This is a genomic window from Buchnera aphidicola (Symydobius americanus) (genome assembly GCF_964059135.1).
Classification (GTDB): domain Bacteria; phylum Pseudomonadota; class Gammaproteobacteria; order Enterobacterales; family Enterobacteriaceae; genus Buchnera_L; species Buchnera_L aphidicola_AJ.
In genome coordinates, this window is the sequence record NZ_OZ060393.1 from 16,917 (window position 1) to 36,796 (window position 19,880).

Annotated in this window: 11 protein-coding genes; 6 read left to right on the top strand and 5 right to left on the bottom strand. The window is 26.6% G+C overall.

Annotated features, from left to right (window positions below; genetic code table 11):
* The first annotated feature begins 40 nt into the window (after positions 1-40).
* The gene (groL, locus tag AB4W55_RS00090; protein WP_367672505.1) at positions 41-1,684 is read left to right on the top strand and encodes a chaperonin GroEL; all 1,644 of its coding nucleotides are present in this window, start codon (positions 41-43) and stop codon (positions 1,682-1,684) included.
* Between the two features lie 188 nt (positions 1,685-1,872).
* Positions 1,873-2,448, top strand: coding sequence for an elongation factor P (gene efp / locus AB4W55_RS00095; protein WP_367672507.1), 576 nt, complete (start codon positions 1,873-1,875; stop codon positions 2,446-2,448).
* 57 nt (positions 2,449-2,505) lie between these two features.
* Here the strand turns inward: efp and AB4W55_RS00100 are convergent, their stop codons facing one another.
* Together AB4W55_RS00100 and rsmD are read right to left on the bottom strand one after the other, a co-directional pair.
* Entirely contained in the window at positions 2,506-3,237 is a 732-nt protein-coding gene (locus AB4W55_RS00100) for an ATP-binding protein (RefSeq protein WP_367672508.1), read from the bottom strand.
* Positions 3,238-3,317: 80 nt separating this feature from the next.
* Complete coding sequence (rsmD, locus tag AB4W55_RS00105; protein WP_367672510.1) at positions 3,318-3,890, bottom strand: 16S rRNA (guanine(966)-N(2))-methyltransferase RsmD; 573 nt, start codon at positions 3,888-3,890, stop codon at positions 3,318-3,320.
* 98 nt (positions 3,891-3,988) lie between these two features.
* On the opposite strand from rsmD, the gene ftsY reads away from it, so the two are divergent.
* The 3 genes from ftsY to metE all read left to right on the top strand — a co-directional run bounded on the left by ftsY (position 3,989) and on the right by metE (position 8,752).
* Positions 3,989-4,957, top strand: coding sequence for a signal recognition particle-docking protein FtsY (gene ftsY, locus AB4W55_RS00110; RefSeq protein ID WP_367672511.1), 969 nt, complete (start codon positions 3,989-3,991; stop codon positions 4,955-4,957).
* A gap of 156 nt (positions 4,958-5,113) precedes the next feature.
* Positions 5,114-5,971, top strand: coding sequence for an RNA polymerase sigma factor RpoH (rpoH, locus tag AB4W55_RS00115; RefSeq protein ID WP_367672512.1), 858 nt, complete (start codon positions 5,114-5,116; stop codon positions 5,969-5,971).
* A 498-nt stretch (positions 5,972-6,469) separates the two neighbouring features.
* Positions 6,470-8,752 carry a 5-methyltetrahydropteroyltriglutamate--homocysteine S-methyltransferase gene (gene metE, locus AB4W55_RS00120; protein ID WP_367672513.1) on the top strand — a complete coding sequence of 761 codons (2,283 nt, stop codon included), beginning with the start codon at positions 6,470-6,472 and terminating at the stop codon, positions 8,750-8,752.
* 88 nt (positions 8,753-8,840) lie between these two features.
* Here metE and purH read toward each other — a convergent pair whose 3' ends face one another.
* Positions 8,841-10,430 (bottom strand): bifunctional phosphoribosylaminoimidazolecarboxamide formyltransferase/IMP cyclohydrolase, encoded by a 1,590-nt coding sequence (gene purH / locus AB4W55_RS00125; RefSeq protein ID WP_367672515.1) that lies wholly within the window; start codon positions 10,428-10,430, stop codon positions 8,841-8,843.
* A 253-nt stretch (positions 10,431-10,683) separates the two neighbouring features.
* Between purH and AB4W55_RS00130 the strand changes: the two genes are divergently transcribed.
* Entirely contained in the window at positions 10,684-11,187 is a 504-nt protein-coding gene (locus AB4W55_RS00130; RefSeq protein ID WP_367672516.1) for a TIGR00645 family protein, read from the top strand.
* A gap of 275 nt (positions 11,188-11,462) precedes the next feature.
* On the opposite strand, the gene rpoC is transcribed toward AB4W55_RS00130, so the two are convergent.
* Both rpoC and rpoB read right to left on the bottom strand, forming a co-directional pair.
* A complete protein-coding gene (gene rpoC, locus AB4W55_RS00135; RefSeq protein WP_367672517.1) occupies positions 11,463-15,653 on the bottom strand; it encodes a DNA-directed RNA polymerase subunit beta' in 4,191 nt (1,396 codons plus the stop codon).
* 77 nt (positions 15,654-15,730) lie between these two features.
* Positions 15,731-19,759, bottom strand: a complete 4,029-nt coding sequence (gene rpoB / locus AB4W55_RS00140; protein ID WP_367672518.1) for a DNA-directed RNA polymerase subunit beta — start codon at positions 19,757-19,759, stop codon at positions 15,731-15,733.
* Between the last annotated feature and the right edge of the window lie 121 nt (positions 19,760-19,880).

Consider the following 19,880-nt stretch of genomic DNA (forward strand, 5'->3'; position numbering starts at 1 on the left):
TTTATAAATCCATTCAGAATATACAAGGAAAATATGATATATGGCAGCTAAAGATGTAAAGTTTGGTAATGAGGCACGTGTAAAAATGCTTCGGGGTGTAAATGTATTAGCAGATGCTGTAAAAGTAACCCTAGGTCCAAAGGGAAGAAATGTTATTTTAGATAAGTCATTTGGCGCTCCAAGTATTACAAAAGATGGTGTTTCAGTAGCTAGAGAAATTGAATTAGAAGATAAATTTGAAAATATGGGAGCACAAATGGTTAAAGAAGTAGCATCGAAAGCAAATGATGCTGCTGGTGATGGAACAACTACTGCTACTTTATTAGCACAATCTATTGTAAACGAAGGATTAAAAGCAGTTGCTGCTGGAATGAATCCTATGGATTTAAAACGTGGGATTGATAAAGCAGTAATCAAAGCTGTTCAAGAACTAAAAAATATGTCTGTTCCGTGTTCTGATTCTAAAGCAATTACTCAAGTAGGTACTATTTCTGCTAATGCTGACGAAAATGTTGGTATGTTAATTGCTGATGCTATGGAAAAAGTAGGAAATGACGGTGTTATTACAGTAGAAGAAGGTACAGGATTACAAGATGAATTAGAAGTTGTAAAAGGTATGCAGTTTGATCGTGGTTATTTATCACCTTATTTTATCAATAAATCTGAGACCGGAGTAGTTGAATTAGATAATCCTTATATTTTAATGGCAGATAAAAAAATTTCTAATATTCGTGAATTACTTCCTCTATTAGAATCAGTTGCAAAATCTAGTAAACCATTGTTAATTATCTCTGAAGACTTAGAAGGAGAGGCATTAGCTACCTTAGTTGTAAATTCTATGCGAGGAATTGTCAAAGTAGCTGCTGTAAAAGCTCCTGGTTTTGGGGATCGTAGAAAAGAGATGTTGGAAGATATTGCGGTATTGACTAATGGGACAGTAATTTCTGAAGAATTAGCAATGGAATTAGAAAAATCTACTTTAGAAGATTTAGGTCAAGCAAAACGTGTGGTTATTACAAAGGATACAACAACTATTATTGACGGTTGTGGTGATAAGGTAGCTATTAGAAATAGAGTAAATCATATTCGCCAACAATCGCAAGATGCTACTTCTGATTACGATAAAGAAAAACTTAATGAACGTTTAGCAAAACTTTCCGGTGGCGTAGCAGTATTAAAAGTAGGAGCCGCTACTGAAGTAGAAATGAAAGAAAAGAAAGCTCGTGTTGAAGATGCTTTACATGCAACTCGTGCTGCAGTTGAAGAAGGTGTAGTTGCAGGGGGAGGTGTTGCATTAGTTCGGGTTGCTGGTAAAATTTCTAATATTTTAGGTCAAAATGAAGATCAGAATGTTGGTATTAGAGTTGCATTACGCGCAATGGAAGCTCCGCTTCGTCAAATAGTTTCTAACTCTGGAGAAGAACCTTCAGTAGTTACTAATAATGTCAAAGATGGAACGGGGAATTATGGATATAATGCTGCAACTGATCAATATGGAGATATGATTGATTTTGGTATTTTAGACCCTACTAAAGTAACTCGTTCTGCTTTACAATATGCAGCTTCTGTTGCTGGTTTAATGATTACTACAGAATGTATGGTAACAGATTTAGCTAAAGAAGATAAAAATGATCTTCCTTCACCTACTCCAGGTATGGGTGGTGGTATGGGTGGAATGATGTAATTTTTTTTATACATTTTAGAATATATTAATAATTACCCTTTATAATATAAAGAAAATTATTTAGGGTGATTATTAGATTTTTAAATACATATTAATTCCAAAAATTTTCTTATATAATAGTAAATATATAATATTTTTATTTTATTAAATATTTCATTTTAAAACATATTTATTTTACTTATAAATTTATGATATTGTATTATACTAATCATTTTAAATCTGGTTTAAAAGTAATTTTTGAAAATTTTCCTTATTGTATTGAATCTGTTCAGTTTGTTAAACCAGGAAAAGGACAATCATTTTCTCGAGTTAAGTTAAGAAATTTATTAAATAAACAACTAATTGAAAAAACTTTTCGTTCTACTGATTGTTTAAAACATGCTGATATTATTGATATTAATTTACTTTATCTTTATCATGATAGTAAATTTTTGTATTTTATGAATGAACAAACGTTTGATCAAATTTTAGTAGAAAAATTTATTATCCAAGATAAAATGAAATGGTTGATAGAACAACATAATTATTTAGTTACTTTATGGAATGATAAGCCAATTGGAATAATTATTAATAATTTTGTTGAACTTAAAGTGATTAATGTTACTCCAGAAGTTTCTTCAGATGTAATTTCTAATGTAAAGAATACTAAATTTTGTCAAGTAACCACTGGTGCAATATTAAAGGTTCCACTCTTTATACAAGAGGGAGATATCATTAAGGTGGATATTCGTACAGAAAAATATCATTCAAGAATTAATAGATAATTTTTTTTAAATATATTTATTATTTATTATTTATTAATTATTAACTATTTATTACTCTTACTTAATTTTTCTTCGATAACTTTTCCAGCCAAAATTTAACCATAAACTATTACCGATACACATTCTATCCATTACTCTTTCTCCGAGTAATTTTTCCATTTGATTATAATCCAAATTAGATATCATACCGGTAGATTTTTTAGATGCAGCTCTTCTATCTATGATTTGATTGATAATATTTTTTTCATATCTTGATGCTATTTGAATTCCGATTTCATCTAGAATTAGTAAATCCATTTGATTTAATTTATTTAATATTTTTTTTTCAGTTAGATGATATTGATGATTATTAAAAGTATCTTTTAAGTTGGACATCAGGTCAGATATTGTTAAAATTAATACATTTTTTCCATATGATATTAAATAATTACTTATTGCGCAAGCCAGGTGATTTTTACCTGTTCCGGGTTTTCCGGAAAAAATAAAACTATCTTCATGTTTATCAAATTCCTTTGCATATTTTTTGGCAGATTCTAATACTTTTCGATGACCCTCATGTTCGATATAATAATTTTTGAACGAACAATTGGTATACAGTTTTTGAATGCCAGATTTTTCTATAATAGATTGATGTTTGATTATTTGGTTATTCTTTTTAATTATCCGAGAAAGTAATTTACTTTGTTGTTCGTGCCATTTTAATAATTCATAATCATTGTAAAATTTTGGTTTAATATGATTAGGAATAATTTTTTTTAGACGATTTAATATTGTGATATTTTTATTCATATTTTCCTCAAAAATATATTAAAAAATATTTTAATTTATATTATTATTCATACTTTAACGTTTTATAAAAAATATTTTTTTTATTGTGTACTTTCTTGATATATTGCATAACTTATTTTACTGGTATATTTTTTTTTCCATAATTTCCAGTTATTGGGTATTTTAATATTTTTGTTAGATATTAAATTTTCTATATATATATATCCTGATTTTTTTATGCAATGTGTTTTTTCTAATAAAAAAATAGTTTTTTGTAATGTATTTTCTTTAAATGGAGGATCTAAAAAAATAATATCATATTTTTTTTTATTAATTTTTAACCATGTTAGTGTATTTGTTCGAATAATATTAATATTCTTAATGTTTAATTGTTTTATATTATTGTATAAGTTATTATATATTTTTTGGTCTATTTCTAATAATGTTGCAAATTTAGCATATCGGGAGATAGATTCAATACCTAAAGCACCACTCCCAGAAAAACAATCTAAACAATATGCATTATGAATTTTTTGGGATATCCAATTAAATATTGTTTCTTTCATTCTGTTAGTGGTTGGTCGTAATCTTTTATGATTAAATGTATTTATTATTCTTCCCTTTAAATATCCTGCAATAATATAGATTTTTCCGTTTTGATATTTATTTTTCATAGTAGTAAAGATTTTATTGATTTTTATAATTTATGAAATCACAATTTATTTCAAAATACAAAACATCTAATGATTAATGTAAATCAAGTTAATAAATCTTGTTTAATTATGAACAATTATTTTTTTTAGGAACAATGAATATTTTTAAAAATATACAACTTGGATTTAAACGCACTAGGGATGCTTTGTCATTCCAAATTAAAAATTTTTTTAAAACAGATAGTATTAATCATATTTTTTTTGAAAAATTAGAAGAACAATTGTTAATATCCGATTTTGGGGTACATACTACAAAAATTATTATTGATTATTTAATTCAACAAAATAAATCAGGTATTTTGAAAAATGAAGATAATTTATATGATCATTTAAGATATATTATGCTTTCTATTTTAAATAAACATGATCATTTAATTCAAAATAAATCAATTATTAATAATAATAAATTATATATTATATTAGTTATTGGTGTAAATGGTGTTGGAAAAACAACTACAATAGGGAAATTAGCGTATTTCTATAAAAATTTAGGAAAATCTGTTGCATTATCTGCTGCAGATACTTTTAGAGCAGCTGCTGTTGATCAGTTAAATTTTTTTGGGAATAAAATTTCTATACCAGTTATTTCGCAATCATTTGGATCAGATCCAGCTTCTGTAGTATTTAATTCTATTAATTTTGCGCAATCTAATAAAATTGAAATATTAATTATTGATACTTCAGGAAGATTACATAATAAAAAAAATCTGATGGAAGAGTTAAAAAAAATTGTTCGTGTTATTAAAAAAAAAAACTTTTCCGAACCAGATGAAATATTACTAATATTGGATGCATGTAATGGACAAAATTCTTTTCAGCAAACAAAGATTTTTAATCAATCAGTCAAGTTAACTGGTATTGTATTAACTAAATTAGATGGTACGGCAAAAGGTGGAGTAATATTTTCTATATTAAATGAATTTCCTATTCCAATTAAATATATTGGTTCAGGAGAAACTGTAAATGATTTAATAGTGTTTAATTCTCGAAAATTTATTAAAGGAATATTAAAAAAAAATAATATTTAAATGGGTATGTATACATTGATTTTAAAAGTTTTTATGTTTTATTATAAATACTTATATTTTAAATTAATGACTATTTATTGTTTTATATTTTAAAAATTTTTAAGATATTGAAAATTATAAGTATTATATGATCATTTATTAATATGGAAAGTGAATATGCTTAATAAGATTCAAACATTACATGCCATTCCTTTAAGAGATTTAAATTCTTATATTCGTACTGTTAATAAATTAGATATGTTGTCAGCTGATCAAGAGCGTATTTTAACTGAGAAGTTATATTATAATGGTGATTTAAAAGCAGCACAGACTATTATCCTATCTCATTTAAGATTTGTAGTATATATTGCAAAAAAATATTCTGGTTATGGATTATCTCAAGCAGATTTAATTCAAGAAGGAAATATTGGTCTTATGAAAGCAGTTCGTAGATTTAATCCTAATGTTAATGTAAGAGTAGTTTCATTTGCTGTGCATTGGATTAAATCTGAGATTCATGAATATGTATTGAAAAATTGGCGAATTGTCAAAATTGCAACAACAAAATCACAAAGAAAATTATTTTTTAATTTAAGAAAAAATAAAAAAAGATTAGGCTGGTTTAGTTCAAATGAAGTTAAATTGGTTGCAAATCAACTTGGTGTTAGCATTCAAGATGTTCAAGATATGGAAAAACGATTATCTGTACAAGATGTTACTATTTATCCAGCTACAGGCATACATAATCAAAGCTTTAATACTAATAATATAATTTCATATTTAAATGATTCAAAATCAGATTTTTCTTATACAATAGAAAAAGAGAATTGGCAAAAATATTCCAATAGTAAATTGAATAATGCCATGTTAGAATTAGATTCGCGTAGTCGATATATTATTCATGCTCGTTGGTTGAGATATCGTAATAAAATTACTTTACAAGAGATAGCTAATAATTATGGTATTTCAGCTGAGCGAGTTCGTCAATTAGAAAAAAATGCCATGAAAAAATTAAAATGTGCTATAGAAAATTAAATATATTTTTTAATATTTATTATTTATATATATAGGTATAATTTAAAAGATTTTTCATTTGTATAAAATATATTATTCAGTGCAAGTTGTTATCTTTATTCATATTTAATATTATTTTTATATTTTATTATTTTTTAATAATTTTATTTTAATGTATTAATTATAAAAATATTTTTAAAAATTTGATTATGATTTTTTTAAAAAATGTAAAATTATTTTTTTTAAATAGAATGTGTTTATTCAATATAGTTATAATGTAATCATAATATAAATTTTTATTTTTTATATGTTAAAATTTTTTTATTTTTATTAAAAATATTTTTAAAATTTTTAATTACATATATTTAATTTTTTTAAAATTTATTTAATAATATTAATTTAATTTATTTTTAATTTTAAATATTAATTTAAATTGATAATTATAACAATAGTTATATAGTAAATATTCTAAATCGATTAATTTGTTGTAAAAATGTTATTTAATACGGGATATATTTTATGGATATTATAAATCATATTCTAGGATTTCCTAGAATTGGTGCACATCGAGAATTGAAATTTGCTCAGGAAAATTATTGGTCTGGAAAAATTTCGAAAATCGAATTATTAAAAATTGGGAAGAAATTAAGGTATAAAAATTGGAAAGATCAAAGTTCATCAGGAATTAATTTGATTTCGGTTGGTGATTTTTCGTGGTATGATCATGTTTTAACTACAAGTATGATGTTGGGGAATATTCCCGAAAGACATCGTAATATTGATGGTTCAATTGATTTAGATACATTATTTTATATGGCTCGAGGCACAGCATTAAATAAATCTTCAGTTTTAGCTTGCGAAATGACAAAATGGTTTGATACGAATTATCATTATATTGTTCCAGAGTTTGTAAAAAATCAGGATTTTAATTTATCTTGGAATCAGTTATTTGATGAAATTGATGAAGCAATTAATAAAGGTTATTCAGTAAAACCTGTAATTTTAGGTCCTATGACTTATTTATGGTTAGGAAAAATTACAGGAGTTAAATTTAATCGATTAAGTTTATTACCAAATTTATTAAAAGTCTATCAAAAAATTTTAAATAAAATTTATGAAAAAGGTATTGAGTGGATTCAAATTGATGAACCAATTTTAGTTTTTGATTTACCATCTGATTGGATGCATGCATTTAAAATGACTTATGATATTTTAAAGAGTGATTTGAAGTTACTATTAACTACATATTTTGAAAGTATTAATCATAATTTAAATGATATAGTAAATTTTCCCGTACAAGGTTTGCATATTGATTTAACACATGGAAAGTATGATTTATCTGTTTTAAATCGAAAGATACCTCATGATTGGGTGTTATCTTTAGGTGTTATTAATGGTCGAAATATTTGGAAATCAGATTTAAAGTTTTGGTTTGATGTTATTCAAAATTTTTTAAAATTTAAAAGAAATGTATGGATTGGATCTTCTTGTTCTTTATTGCATAGCCCAGTTGATTTAAGACTTGAAAATAATATTCCATTAGAAATAAAAAATTGGTTTTCTTTTGCTTTACAAAAGTGTTATGAATTAAATTTATTGACTTTAGCCTTAAACGATAATGATTCTAGTATATTACAGTCCTGGACTGATTTATTACATAGTCATGCTAAATCAGAAATGGTAAATAATGATTTTGTAAAAAATCAACTAATGAATATTACTTATAATGATAAAAAACGACATTCAGTTTATTCAGTTCGTTCAAAAGTTCAAAAAAATACTTTCCATTTTCCTGTTTTACCTACTACTACTATTGGATCATTTCCTCAAACCGATGATATTCGTGCATTACGTTTACAATTTAAGAAAGGAAAGATTGATTTCCATAAATATCAAAATGAAATTAAAAAACATATTCAATATGCTATTCAACAACAAGAATTATTAGATATTGATGTTTTAGTGCATGGAGAATCTGAACGTAATGATATGGTAGAATATTTTGGTGAGCATTTAGCAGGTTTTATATTTACTAATTATGGATGGGTACAAAGTTATGGGTCAAGATGTGTTAAACCACCTGTAATTGTTGGGGATGTTTATCGTAAGAACCCAATTACAATAGAATGGTCTAAATATGCACAATCTATAACAAAAAAACCTGTTAAAGCCATGTTAACTGGACCTGTTACTATATTATGTTGGTCTTTTATTCGAGAAGATTTACCAAAACAAATAATATCTAATCAAATCGCATTAGCATTACGTGATGAAGTGTTAGATTTAGAAAGAGCTGGGATTAATATAATTCAAATTGATGAACCTGCTCTTCGGGAAGGATTACCTTTACGAAAAATAGATTGGAAAAAATATTTATCTTGGGCAACTCAATCTTTTAGAATTTCCTCTTCCAAAGTACAAGATACTACTCAAATTCATACTCATATGTGTTATTGTGAATTTAGTGATATCATGGATGCTATTGTTCAATTAGATGCGGATGTTATTACTATTGAAACTGCGCGATCTCATATGGATTTATTAGAATTTTTTAAAACTTTTGAATATCCTAATGAAATTGGTCCTGGTGTATACGATATACATTCACCAAATATTCCTAGCGTTGACCAGATTGTTTATTTATTAGAACAAGCTATAAAATATATTCCAATTAATCGTTTATGGGTGAATCCGGATTGTGGATTAAAAACTAGAAATTGGAAAGAAACTATATCATCTTTAAAGAATATGATGATTGCTACTAAAAAAATTCGTAAAAAATTTGAAACATTAACTATATAACATTATTTAAACAAAAGGGTTATATTTCCCTTTTGTTTTGTTTCAAAAAGTAATATAAATATGTTTTTAATATGATTGTATTATAAATTTAATGATAAAAACTTCTAACATGTGTAAATATCATAGATATATTATTATCGTTAACTGTTTTGATGATTTCATGATCTCTAATTGATCCTCCTGGTTGTATAATGCATGATACTCCTGCATATATTGCTTCTTGAATACTATCTTTAAATGGAAAAAATGCATCTGAAGCCATGATAATATTTTTTTTATTTATTTGATTTTTTTGAAGTTTTTGAAAGTATTTATAGTTAGCAATTTTTACTGCATCTATTCGGCTTGTTTGTCCAGAACCTATACTTATTGTTTTAAAATCGTAACCATAAACAATTGCATTTGATTTACAAAATTTTGCTATTTTCCAACAAAATATGGCAGTTTTTATTTCTGATTTGGTGGGTTTTTTTTTACTTACTATAGTTAATTTTTTTGTTTTACTAATTTCTACATTTGATTCTTGTACTAATAAGCCATCATCGATAGTTTTAAATTCAATAAAAGGTATATTATTTTTATTTTTTTGATACTGACATATTAAAACTTTAATTTTATTTTTATTTCTTATTAATTCTAATGCTTCAGGAGTAATTTCTGGCCCAATAATTAATTCTACAAACTGTGTATTTAAAATTTGGTTGATAGTGTTCGAATCAATTATTGTATTAAAACCAATAATACCTCCAAATGCTGAAATTTCATCACTTTTATAGGCAGATAAATACGCAGAAAATATATTATCTGAAATTGCTGCTCCGCATGGTGTTCCATGTTTAACAATAACACAAGATGGTTTTTGGAATTGATTAACACATTTTAATGCAATATATGCATCGTATATATTATTATAAGATAATTCTGCTCCATGGATTTGACGTAAAGAATTAATTAATCCTGTTGTTTGTTCAGGATATAATGTATATAATGCAGATTTTTGATGTGGATTTTCTCCGTATTTTAATTTTTTTTGTTTATAGTAAATCAATTTTATTTTGTTAGGTAGTAAATTATTCGATTTTAATTTAAAGGTATTGTTTCTTTTTAAATTAAAATATTTTGTAATCATATTATCGTATTTATTTACATATTTAAATGCTTTATAAGCCAATTGTAGTTTAGTTTCAAGTTTTACGTATCCATGTTGATTAATTTCGTTTAAAATTTTATCATAATCTGATGGATCTGTTAAAACTACGGTATGTTTATAGTTTTTTGCTGCAGCTCGTACCATTGCAGGGCCACCAATATCAATTTGTTTTTCGATATTTTGATTTATATTTACATGATTAAATGGATAGAAATTCACTATTATCATGTCAATAGTGGTGATTTGATGATCTTTAATAAATTGTTGATCATCTATTTCATTACTTAATATTCCGCTAAAAATTTTTGGATGTATTGTTTTGATTTGTCCATTCATAATTTCTGGATATTGAGTAATTTCAGATATTTGAGATGCCGTGATATTATTTTCTTTTAATTTTTTTTCTGTTCCGTGAGTTGAAAATATTTTTATTTTTTTATTTTGTAATTCTTTACATAATTTGATGAGATTAGATTTATCAGATACACTTATTAAAGCCGTTTGAATTATTTTGTTGTATAATTTCATAATTTTATCCATTAATTTTAATATATTAATAAATACCTAAAAGTTATTAATTAAATAATATATTTTTTAAATTATTTATCTTGTAATCAAAATATTGCATTTGAATAAATTCATTTAATAAAATACCTAAAAATAATTTATGGATATATTATATGTAATTAAAATTATTATGTACGTAATTTATTATTTTAAATTAATATGTTTTAAATTAGTTTTTAATATTTAATTTGTAATATTTTTAAAGAGGATAAATATGGAAAAAATTATTGAAAAAACCATTTATGCTTCTCGGTGGTTAATGTTTCCTGTATATATTGGTTTATCTTTTGGTTTTATATTATTAACATTAAAATTTTTTCAACAAATTATTTTTATTATTCCTGAAATTTTAATTATGTCGGAATCTGGATTAGTATTAATTGTATTATCATTAATTGATATAGCTCTAGTTGGTGGTTTATTAGTCATGGTCATGTTTTCGGGATATGAAAATTTCATTTCCAGAATGAATATTCAAGATAATAAAGAACGATTAAGTTGGATGGGCACTATGGATGTTAATTCTATTAAAAACAAAGTAGCTTCATCAATTGTAGCAATTTCTTCTGTTCATCTTTTACGATTATTTATGGAAGCAGAAAAAGTCTTAGATGATAAAATTATGTGGTGTGTAATTGTTCATTTAACTTTTGTATTATCAGCATTTGGTATGTCATATATTGATAGAATGAATAAAAAAATATTATGTTTTGATTGATCAAATTGTAAATTTAACATGTATATTTTTAAAAATATTTTAAAATATTGTTTTGTATCGATTTTATTGTATGAATATTTTGTAATTTATTATTTAAATTAATTTAAAATTGGTGATTTATATGAAATTCATATACAACGATATTATATATCAATATATAGTTTGTATAATATTTTTTTTTAAATTTATACATAATAATATATTTGTGATAGCTTATTAATAATAGCTCTCACAAATAAATATGTATTTTAATCTTAAATAATATATTTAATTCATTACTTTATGATATCATCATTAGAAATGATAGATTCATTATGTGTTTTAGAATATTCATTAAGTATTTTATCTCTTTCATAAATTCTTTTATTATGATAAATATATCCAGTTCCAGCCGGAATAAGTCTTCCAACAATAACATTTTCTTTTAATCCTTTTAGATCATCTTTTTTACCAGAAACTGCTGCTTCAGTTAATACTCTTGTTGTTTCCTGGAATGACGCTGCGGATATAAATGATTCGGTTGCGAGAGATGCTTTAGTAATTCCGAGTAAATTTCTTTCAAATGTAGCTTTTATTTTTTTTAATTTTTTTAGTTTTCTATTCGTAATTTTAATTTTTGAATATTCTACTTGTTCTCCTTTTAAAAAATTAGAATCTCCTGGATTAATAATCGTTGCTTTTCTTAGCATTTGTTTTACAATTACTTCAATATGTTTATCGTTGATTTGTACCCCCTGTAATCTATATACTTCTTGTACTTCATTAACGATGTATTTAGTTACTGCTTGCACTCCACGCAATCGAAGAATATCATGCGGTGATTCTGGTCCATGGGATATAATATCTCCTTTTTTTACTTTTTCTCCTTCAAATATGTTTAATTGTCTCCACTTGGGGATCATTTCTTCATATGTATTATCTTCATCAATTGATTTAATTATTAATCTTCTTTTTCCTTTTGTTGCTTTTCCAAATGAAACAATCCCACTAATTTCAGATAATATTGCAAATTCTTTTGGTCGTCGGGCTTCAAATAAGTCTGCAACTCTTGGTAATCCTCCTGTTATATCTCTTGTTCCTATTGATGCTTGCGGTATTTTTGCTAAAGTATCTCCAGCATAAATTTTTGTTCCATTATTTAATTGAATAATAGCTCTTTTTGGTAGGAAATATATGGCTTGCATTTCTGTTCCTGGAATAAAAATATCTTTTCCATCCTTTGTAACGATTTTTAATGCTGGTCTTGGATCTAATCCTGTATTACTTCTTTCAAAAACATCTAATATAATAATTGAGGATAATCCAGTTAGTTCATCTGTTTGTTTAATAATTGTTTGTCCTTCAATCATGTCAATAAATTTTACATATCCATTTACTTCTGTGATGATAGGAATAGTATGTGGATCCCATTGAGCTAACATTTCTCCAATATGAGATTTTTCTTTATTTTTTTTTTCTAATATTGTTCCGTAAGGTATTTTATAGTTTTCTTTAATTTGACCTGAATCGTCTATGATATTTAATTCAGAATTTCTTGAAATAACAATATTCTTTCCGCGAGAGTTCGTAATTAATTTTGTATTTTTTAAATTAATTATTCCTTCGTGTTGCACTTCAATATTTGATTGTGTAACTGACCTAGAAGCTGCTCCTCCAATATGAAATGTTCTCATAGTTAATTGAGTACCAGGTTCTCCGATAGATTGCGCTGCTATCACACCGATAGCTTCTCCTTTTCGAACTAATTTTCCTTTAGATAAGTCTCTTCCATAACAATATGCACATACTCCAAAATCAGTTTTACAGTTAACAACCGATCTTACTTTAATATAATCTATAAAGTACTTTGTCAATAATTTGCATTTGTTTTCATTTAATAATGTATTTTTTGGGATCAGAATTTCAGAAGAATTTGGATATAATACATCTTCTGATGTTACTCTTCCAAGCGCTCTATCTTGTAGTGGTTCTTTTACAATGCTTCCCTCAATAATTGGAGTAATAATCATTCCATTTTTTGTTCCACAATCATTTTCTGTTACCACAAGATCTTGAGCTACATCTACCAATCTTCGTGTTAAGTAACCAGAATTAGCTGTTTTTAAAGCAGTATCTGCTAAACCTTTTCTCGCTCCATGCGTGGAAATAAAATATTGTAATACATTTAATCCTTCTCTAAAATTTGCAGTAATTGGGGTTTCTATAATTGATCCATCAGGTTTAGCCATCAGTCCTCTCATTCCGGCTAATTGTCTAATTTGGGCTGTAGATCCGCGAGCTCCTGAATCTGCCATCATAAATATGTTATTAAAAGATTTTTGTGTTTGAAATTCTCCATTTTTGTTCACGACAACTTCAGTAGATAAATTTTTCATCATAGACTTTGCTATTTCTTCATTAGATGCAGCCCAAATATCAATTACTTTATTGTATCTTTCTCCTGAAGTGACTAATCCTGATTCAAATTGTTCTTGAATTTCTAGAACTTCTTTTTTTGCTTCTCCTATAATTTGATTTTTTTGTTGTGGTACTGCCATATCATCAATACCAACTGATGCACCTGATCTTGCCGCATATTCAAATCCAGTATACATAATATTATCTGCAAATTGTACTGTCTCTTTTTGTCCCAATATTTGGTAACATATACTTAACATATGAGAAATTGATTGTTTTTCTAATGTTTTATTTATTATTTTAAATTGTAATCCCTTGGGAACAATCATCCAAAGTATCGCTCTACCAATGGTTGTATCAACAATTTTTGTAATTTTTGTAAAAGAATTATCTGAATTTTTAGAATATTCTATAATTTTTACTTTGATTATAGATTGTAGTTCTGTAAATCCTAATCGATATACTTTTTCTGCTTCTTGTACGCTGTTTAATATCATTCCTTCTCCTTTGCTGTTTTTTTTCTTTCTAGTCATATAATATAATCCTAGTACAACATCCTGAGAAGGTACAATAATTGGTTCTCCATTAGCTGGAGAAAGAATATTTTTAGTAGACATCATTAAAGCACGTGCTTCCATTTGTGATTCTTGTGTTAAAGGTACGTGTACTGCCATTTGATCACCATCAAAGTCAGCATTATAAGCAGCACATACTAATGGGTGTAATTGAATTGCTTTTCCTTCTACTAATATTGGTTCAAATGCTTGTATTCCTAATCTATGTAGAGTTGGTGCTCGATTTAATAATATAGGGTGTTTATGTATAATTTCATCAAGTATATCCCATACTATTGGCTCTTCATGTTCTACCATTTGTTTGGCGGTTTTAATTGTAGCTGCTAAACCTTGAGTTTCTAATTTTCCGTATACAAATGGCTTAAAAAGCTCTAAAGCCATTTTTTTCGGTAATCCGCATTGATTTAATTGAAGAGATGGACCAACTGTAATTACGGAACGTCCAGAATAATCTACTCTTTTTCCAAGAAGATTTTGACGAAATCTTCCCTGTTTTCCTTTTATCATATCTGATAATGATTTTAATGGTCTTTTATTAGATCCTAAAATAGCTTTCCCTCTTCTTCCGTTGTCTAACAATGCATCTACTGATTCTTGTAGCATTCTTTTTTCATTGCGTATAATAATATCTGGTGCAGATAAATCTAATAGTCTTTTTAATCTGTTATTTCTATTAATTACTCTGCGGTATAAATCATTTAAATCGGATGTTGCAAATCTTCCGCCATCAAGAGGAACTAATGGCCTTAAATCTGGTGGTAAAATGGGTAAGACTTGTAGAATCATCCATTCTGGTTTATTATTTGATGATCGGAAAGATTCTACAATTTTTATACGTTTAGTAATTTTTTTTCTTTTTGTTTCAGATTGTATACTTTGTAATTCTTTATGTAATTTTTTATATTCTAGAGATAAATTTAAATCTTTTAATAATAATTGTATTGCTTCTGCTCCCATTTTTGCTTCAAAATCATCTCCAAATTCTTCTAATGCATTTAAATATTGTTCTTCTGTTAAGACTTGTTTTTTTTTAAGATTTGTCATCCCTTCTTCTAAAATAATGTATGACTCAAAATATAATACTCTTTCAATATCACGTAATGTCATATCTAATAATAATGCAATTCGTGATGGTAAAGATTTTAAAAACCAAATGTGTGCTATTGGAGCAGCTAATTCAATATGTCCCATTCTTTCTCTACGTACTTTGCTGGTTGTAATTTCTACTCCGCATTTTTCACAAATTACACCTCGATGTTTTAATCGTTTGTATTTTCCGCATAAACATTCATAATCTTTCATTGGTCCGAATATTCTTGCACAAAATAAACCATCCCTTTCAGGTTTAAAAGTACGATAATTAATAGTTTCTGGTTTCTTTACTTCTCCAAACGACCATGATCGAATGACTTCTGGAGACGCTAATTCAATTTTAATAGAATTAAATCCTCCTATTTTTGTTTTTATTTTTAAAAAATTTAATAAATCTTTCACGAAATTACTCCGTTTTTGAAAAAAAATATATTTAAATGTGATAAACAGTGAATTTTTCAATTCAATTGTTTAATTTTTTATTCTTCGTCAAGTTCAATATTAATTCCTAACGACCGAATTTCTTTCAATAAAACATTAAAGGATTCTGGCATTCCTGGATTCATATCATAATTATTTGATATTATGTTTTTATATATTTTTGTTCTTCCATTTACATCATCTGATTTTACAGTTAACATTTCTTGTAATGTGTAAGCAGCTCCATATGCTTCTAATGCCCATACTTCCATTTCACCAAATCGTTGTCCTCCAAATTGCGCTTTCCCTCCGAGAGGTTGTTGAGTAATTAAACTGTAAGATCCAGTGGAGCGAGCATGCATCTTATCATCTACTAAGTGATTTAATTTTAACATATACATATATCCTACTGTTACTGGTCTTTCGAATTTTTCTCCTGTTTGACCGTTAAATAATGTGATTTGTCCTGAAGATGGTAAACCCGCTAATTGTAAAAATTCTTTGATATCATTTTCATTAGCGCCATCAAAAACAGGAGTTGCAACTGGCATTCCTTCTTTTAAATTATGTGCTAATTCTGATATATCTAGATCAGAAAACGAATTTAAATTAATTTTTTGAGAGATTTTTTTTCCTAAATTTAATGCTTTATTTATAAAACAACGTATTTCGGAAATATGTGTTTTATTTTTTAGCATTTTTTTAATTTTTTCACCGATTTCTTTTGCTGCCATACCTAAATGTGTTTCTAATATTTGTCCAATATTCATTCGAGAAGGAACGCCTAATGGATTTAATACTATATCAACTGGAACTCCATTTTCATCATATGGCATATCTTCTATAGGACTGATTTTAGATATTACTCCTTTATTGCCATGTCTTCCTGCTATTTTATCACCAGTTTGTATTTGCCTTTTGACCACGAGATTAATTTTAACAACTTTTAGTATTCCTGGAGACAAATCACTGTTTTGTAGGATATTCTTTTTTTGTAAATCTATTTTGGTTTGTAGTGATTTTTTTATTATTTTTCTGTTATTTAATAACTGTTTTATTTGATTAGCATATTTATTATTTTTTATGGGAATTTTTATCCATAATTTTCTAGGATACATGCTTAAATAATCAATAGATACTCCACATTTAATTAATATACTTCTTATTTGATTAAATATTTGAATTTCAAACATTTTAAATTCTTCTATGAAATTTTTTTCAATTTCTTTGATTTTCATAGATTCAATTTCTATTGTTCTTTGATCCTTTTTGACACCATCCCTAGTGAATATTTGGACATCCACTACAGTCCCAAAGATTCCGTTTGGAACTCGCAATGAAGAATCTTTAAAATCAGATTCCTTTTCTCCAAAAATAGCTCTTAATAGTTTTTCTTCTGGTGTTAGTTGTGTTTCAGTTTTGGGTGTAATTTTACCTACTAAAATATCTCCACCTATAACTTTTGCTCCAATATATACAATTCCAGATTCATCTAATTTTGATAATGCTGATTCACTAATGTTTGGTATATCAGTACTAATTTTTTCTGGTCCTAATTTTGTATCTCTTACGACACAGGAAAGTTCTTGTATATGAATAGTAGTAAACTGATCTTTTTGTATAATTTTTTCGGAAATTAGAATAGAGTCTTCGAAGTTATATCCGTTCCATGGCATAAATGCTACTCTAAGATTTTGTCCTAACGCTAGTTCTCCGAGATCAGTAGATGGTCCATCTGCTAAGACATCTCCTTTTTGTACAATCTCTCCTAAACGAATACATGGTGTTTGATTAATACAAGTATTTTGGTTAGATCTATTATATTTAGCTAAATTATAGATATCGATTCCTGATTCTTTTGGATTTCTTTCATGTTGATTTACTGAAACAATAATTGTTGCAGAATCAACATATTTTATCATTCCACCTCTTTTTGCTATTACTGCAACCCCGGAATCTATTGCGACTCTTCTTTCTATTCCTGTTCCAACGAGTGGTTTTTCAGATCTTAAAAGGGGTACAGCTTGTCTTTGCATATTTGCACCCATTAAAGCACGATTTGCATCGTCATGCTCTAAAAATGGAATTAATGCTGCTCCTACAGATGCAATTTGTTGTGCTGATATATCCATATAATTAATTTGATGTTTATAAAATAAGTTTGATTCTCCTTTATGTCGACATGTTATTAAGTTATCAAGAAATTTACCATCTTTATTAATTTTAGCATTTGCTTGAGCAATGATATAACTTCCTTCTTCTATAGCCGATAAATAATGTATTTTCTTAGATGCTATACCATTTTCTACGATTCGATAGGGTGTTTCTAAAAATCCATATTCATTTGTTTGAGCATATATTGATAGAGAATTAATTAAACCAATATTTGGACCTTCTGGTGTTTCAATTGGACAAACACGTCCATAATGTGTTGGATGCACATCTCTTACTTCAAATCCTGCCCGTTCTCTTGTTAGCCCCCCTGACCCTAATGCCGAAATTCTTCTTTTATGTGTAATTTCTGATAATGGGTTATTTTGATCCATAAATTGAGATAATTGACTAGATGTAAAAAACTCTTTTATCGCAGAAGAAATTGGTTTTGCATTTATCACATCTTGAGGCATAAGGAGATCAAGATCACCTAATGATAATCTTTCTTTTACTGTTCTTTCCACTCGAATTAAACCAATTCTAAATTGATTTTCGACCATTTCCCCAATGGATCTTACTCGTCTATTTCCTAAATGATCAATATCATCTATTTCTCCTTTTCCGTCTCTTATATTAATTAATTTTTTAACAACATCAATAATATCTTCTTTTGTTAAAATACTAGGTCCTGTTACACTATCGCGCTCTAATGATCGATTAAATTTCATTCGACCTACTAACGAAATATCATATCTCTCTTCAGAAAAAAATAAATTTTTAAACAAATTGTATGCAGACTCTGATGTTGGTGGTTCTCCTGGTCGCATCATACGATATATTTCTATTAATGCTTGTTCTTGATTTGGTGTAGAATCAATCTTTAATGTATCAGATATATATGGTCCATGATCTAAATCATTTGTAAAAATTGTTTCGATTCTATCATAATTTGCCTTTTGTATGCTATAAATATTTTCGAGACTAAGATTCATATTGGATAATATAATAGGATTATTTGTATTTGGATCAATATAATTTTTAAATACTGTTTTTCCTATTAAATATTCTATAGGAACTTCTATTAAAGTGATGTTATTTTCTTTTAGTTTTTTAATATGAAAAATAGTAACTCGTTTTCCTTTTTCAACATATATTTCATTTTTGTGAGAAATATCGAATGATGCTATTTCTCCTCGTAATCTATCTGGTATTAGTTTGAGATATATTTTTTGATTGATGAATTTATAAGTATTTTTTTTAAAAAAAATACTTAATATTTCTTGTGTATTATATCCTAATGCACGTAAAATAATGCTAATCGGCATTTTTCTTCTTCGATCAATTCTCGCAAATAAATGATCTTTAGGATCAAATTCAAAATCTAACCAAGATCCTCGATATGGAATAATTCGAGTACTATATAAAATTTTTCCAGAAGAATGTGTTTTTCCTCTATCGCTATCGAAAAATACTCCAGGACTTCGATGTAGTTGTGAAACTACTACTCTTTCGGTACCATTGATAATAAAAGTACCTGTTTCCGTCATAATTGGGATTTCTCCCATATATACTTCTTGTTCTTTAATATTTTTAATACTTAATTTTGTTCCATGTTTTTCATATATTATTAGCCTTAATTTTACTCGAATTGGTACGGAATAAGTCATCCCTCTATTTTTACAGTCTTCGATATTAAATATTTTTTCTCCAATGGAATAATTTATGTATTTTAGTTCAGCATTTCCATTATAGCTTTTAATTGGAAAAATTGATCGAAATGCAGATTCTAATCCTATTTTTCCATTTGGATCTTTTTTAATAAATCGTGTAAATGAATCTAATTGAATACCAAGAAGGTACGGTATATTTAATAGTTTGGGATTTTTGCTAAAATCTTTTCGAATTCTTTTTTTTTCAGTATAAGAAGTGATCATTTTATTCCTTATAAATTAGTTATATTTTAAAATATATTACATTTTAAAAATTATTAAATGTAAATATTAATTGTAGTGATAAAAATTATAATTATTTTGATCTAATAGATAATATAGAATA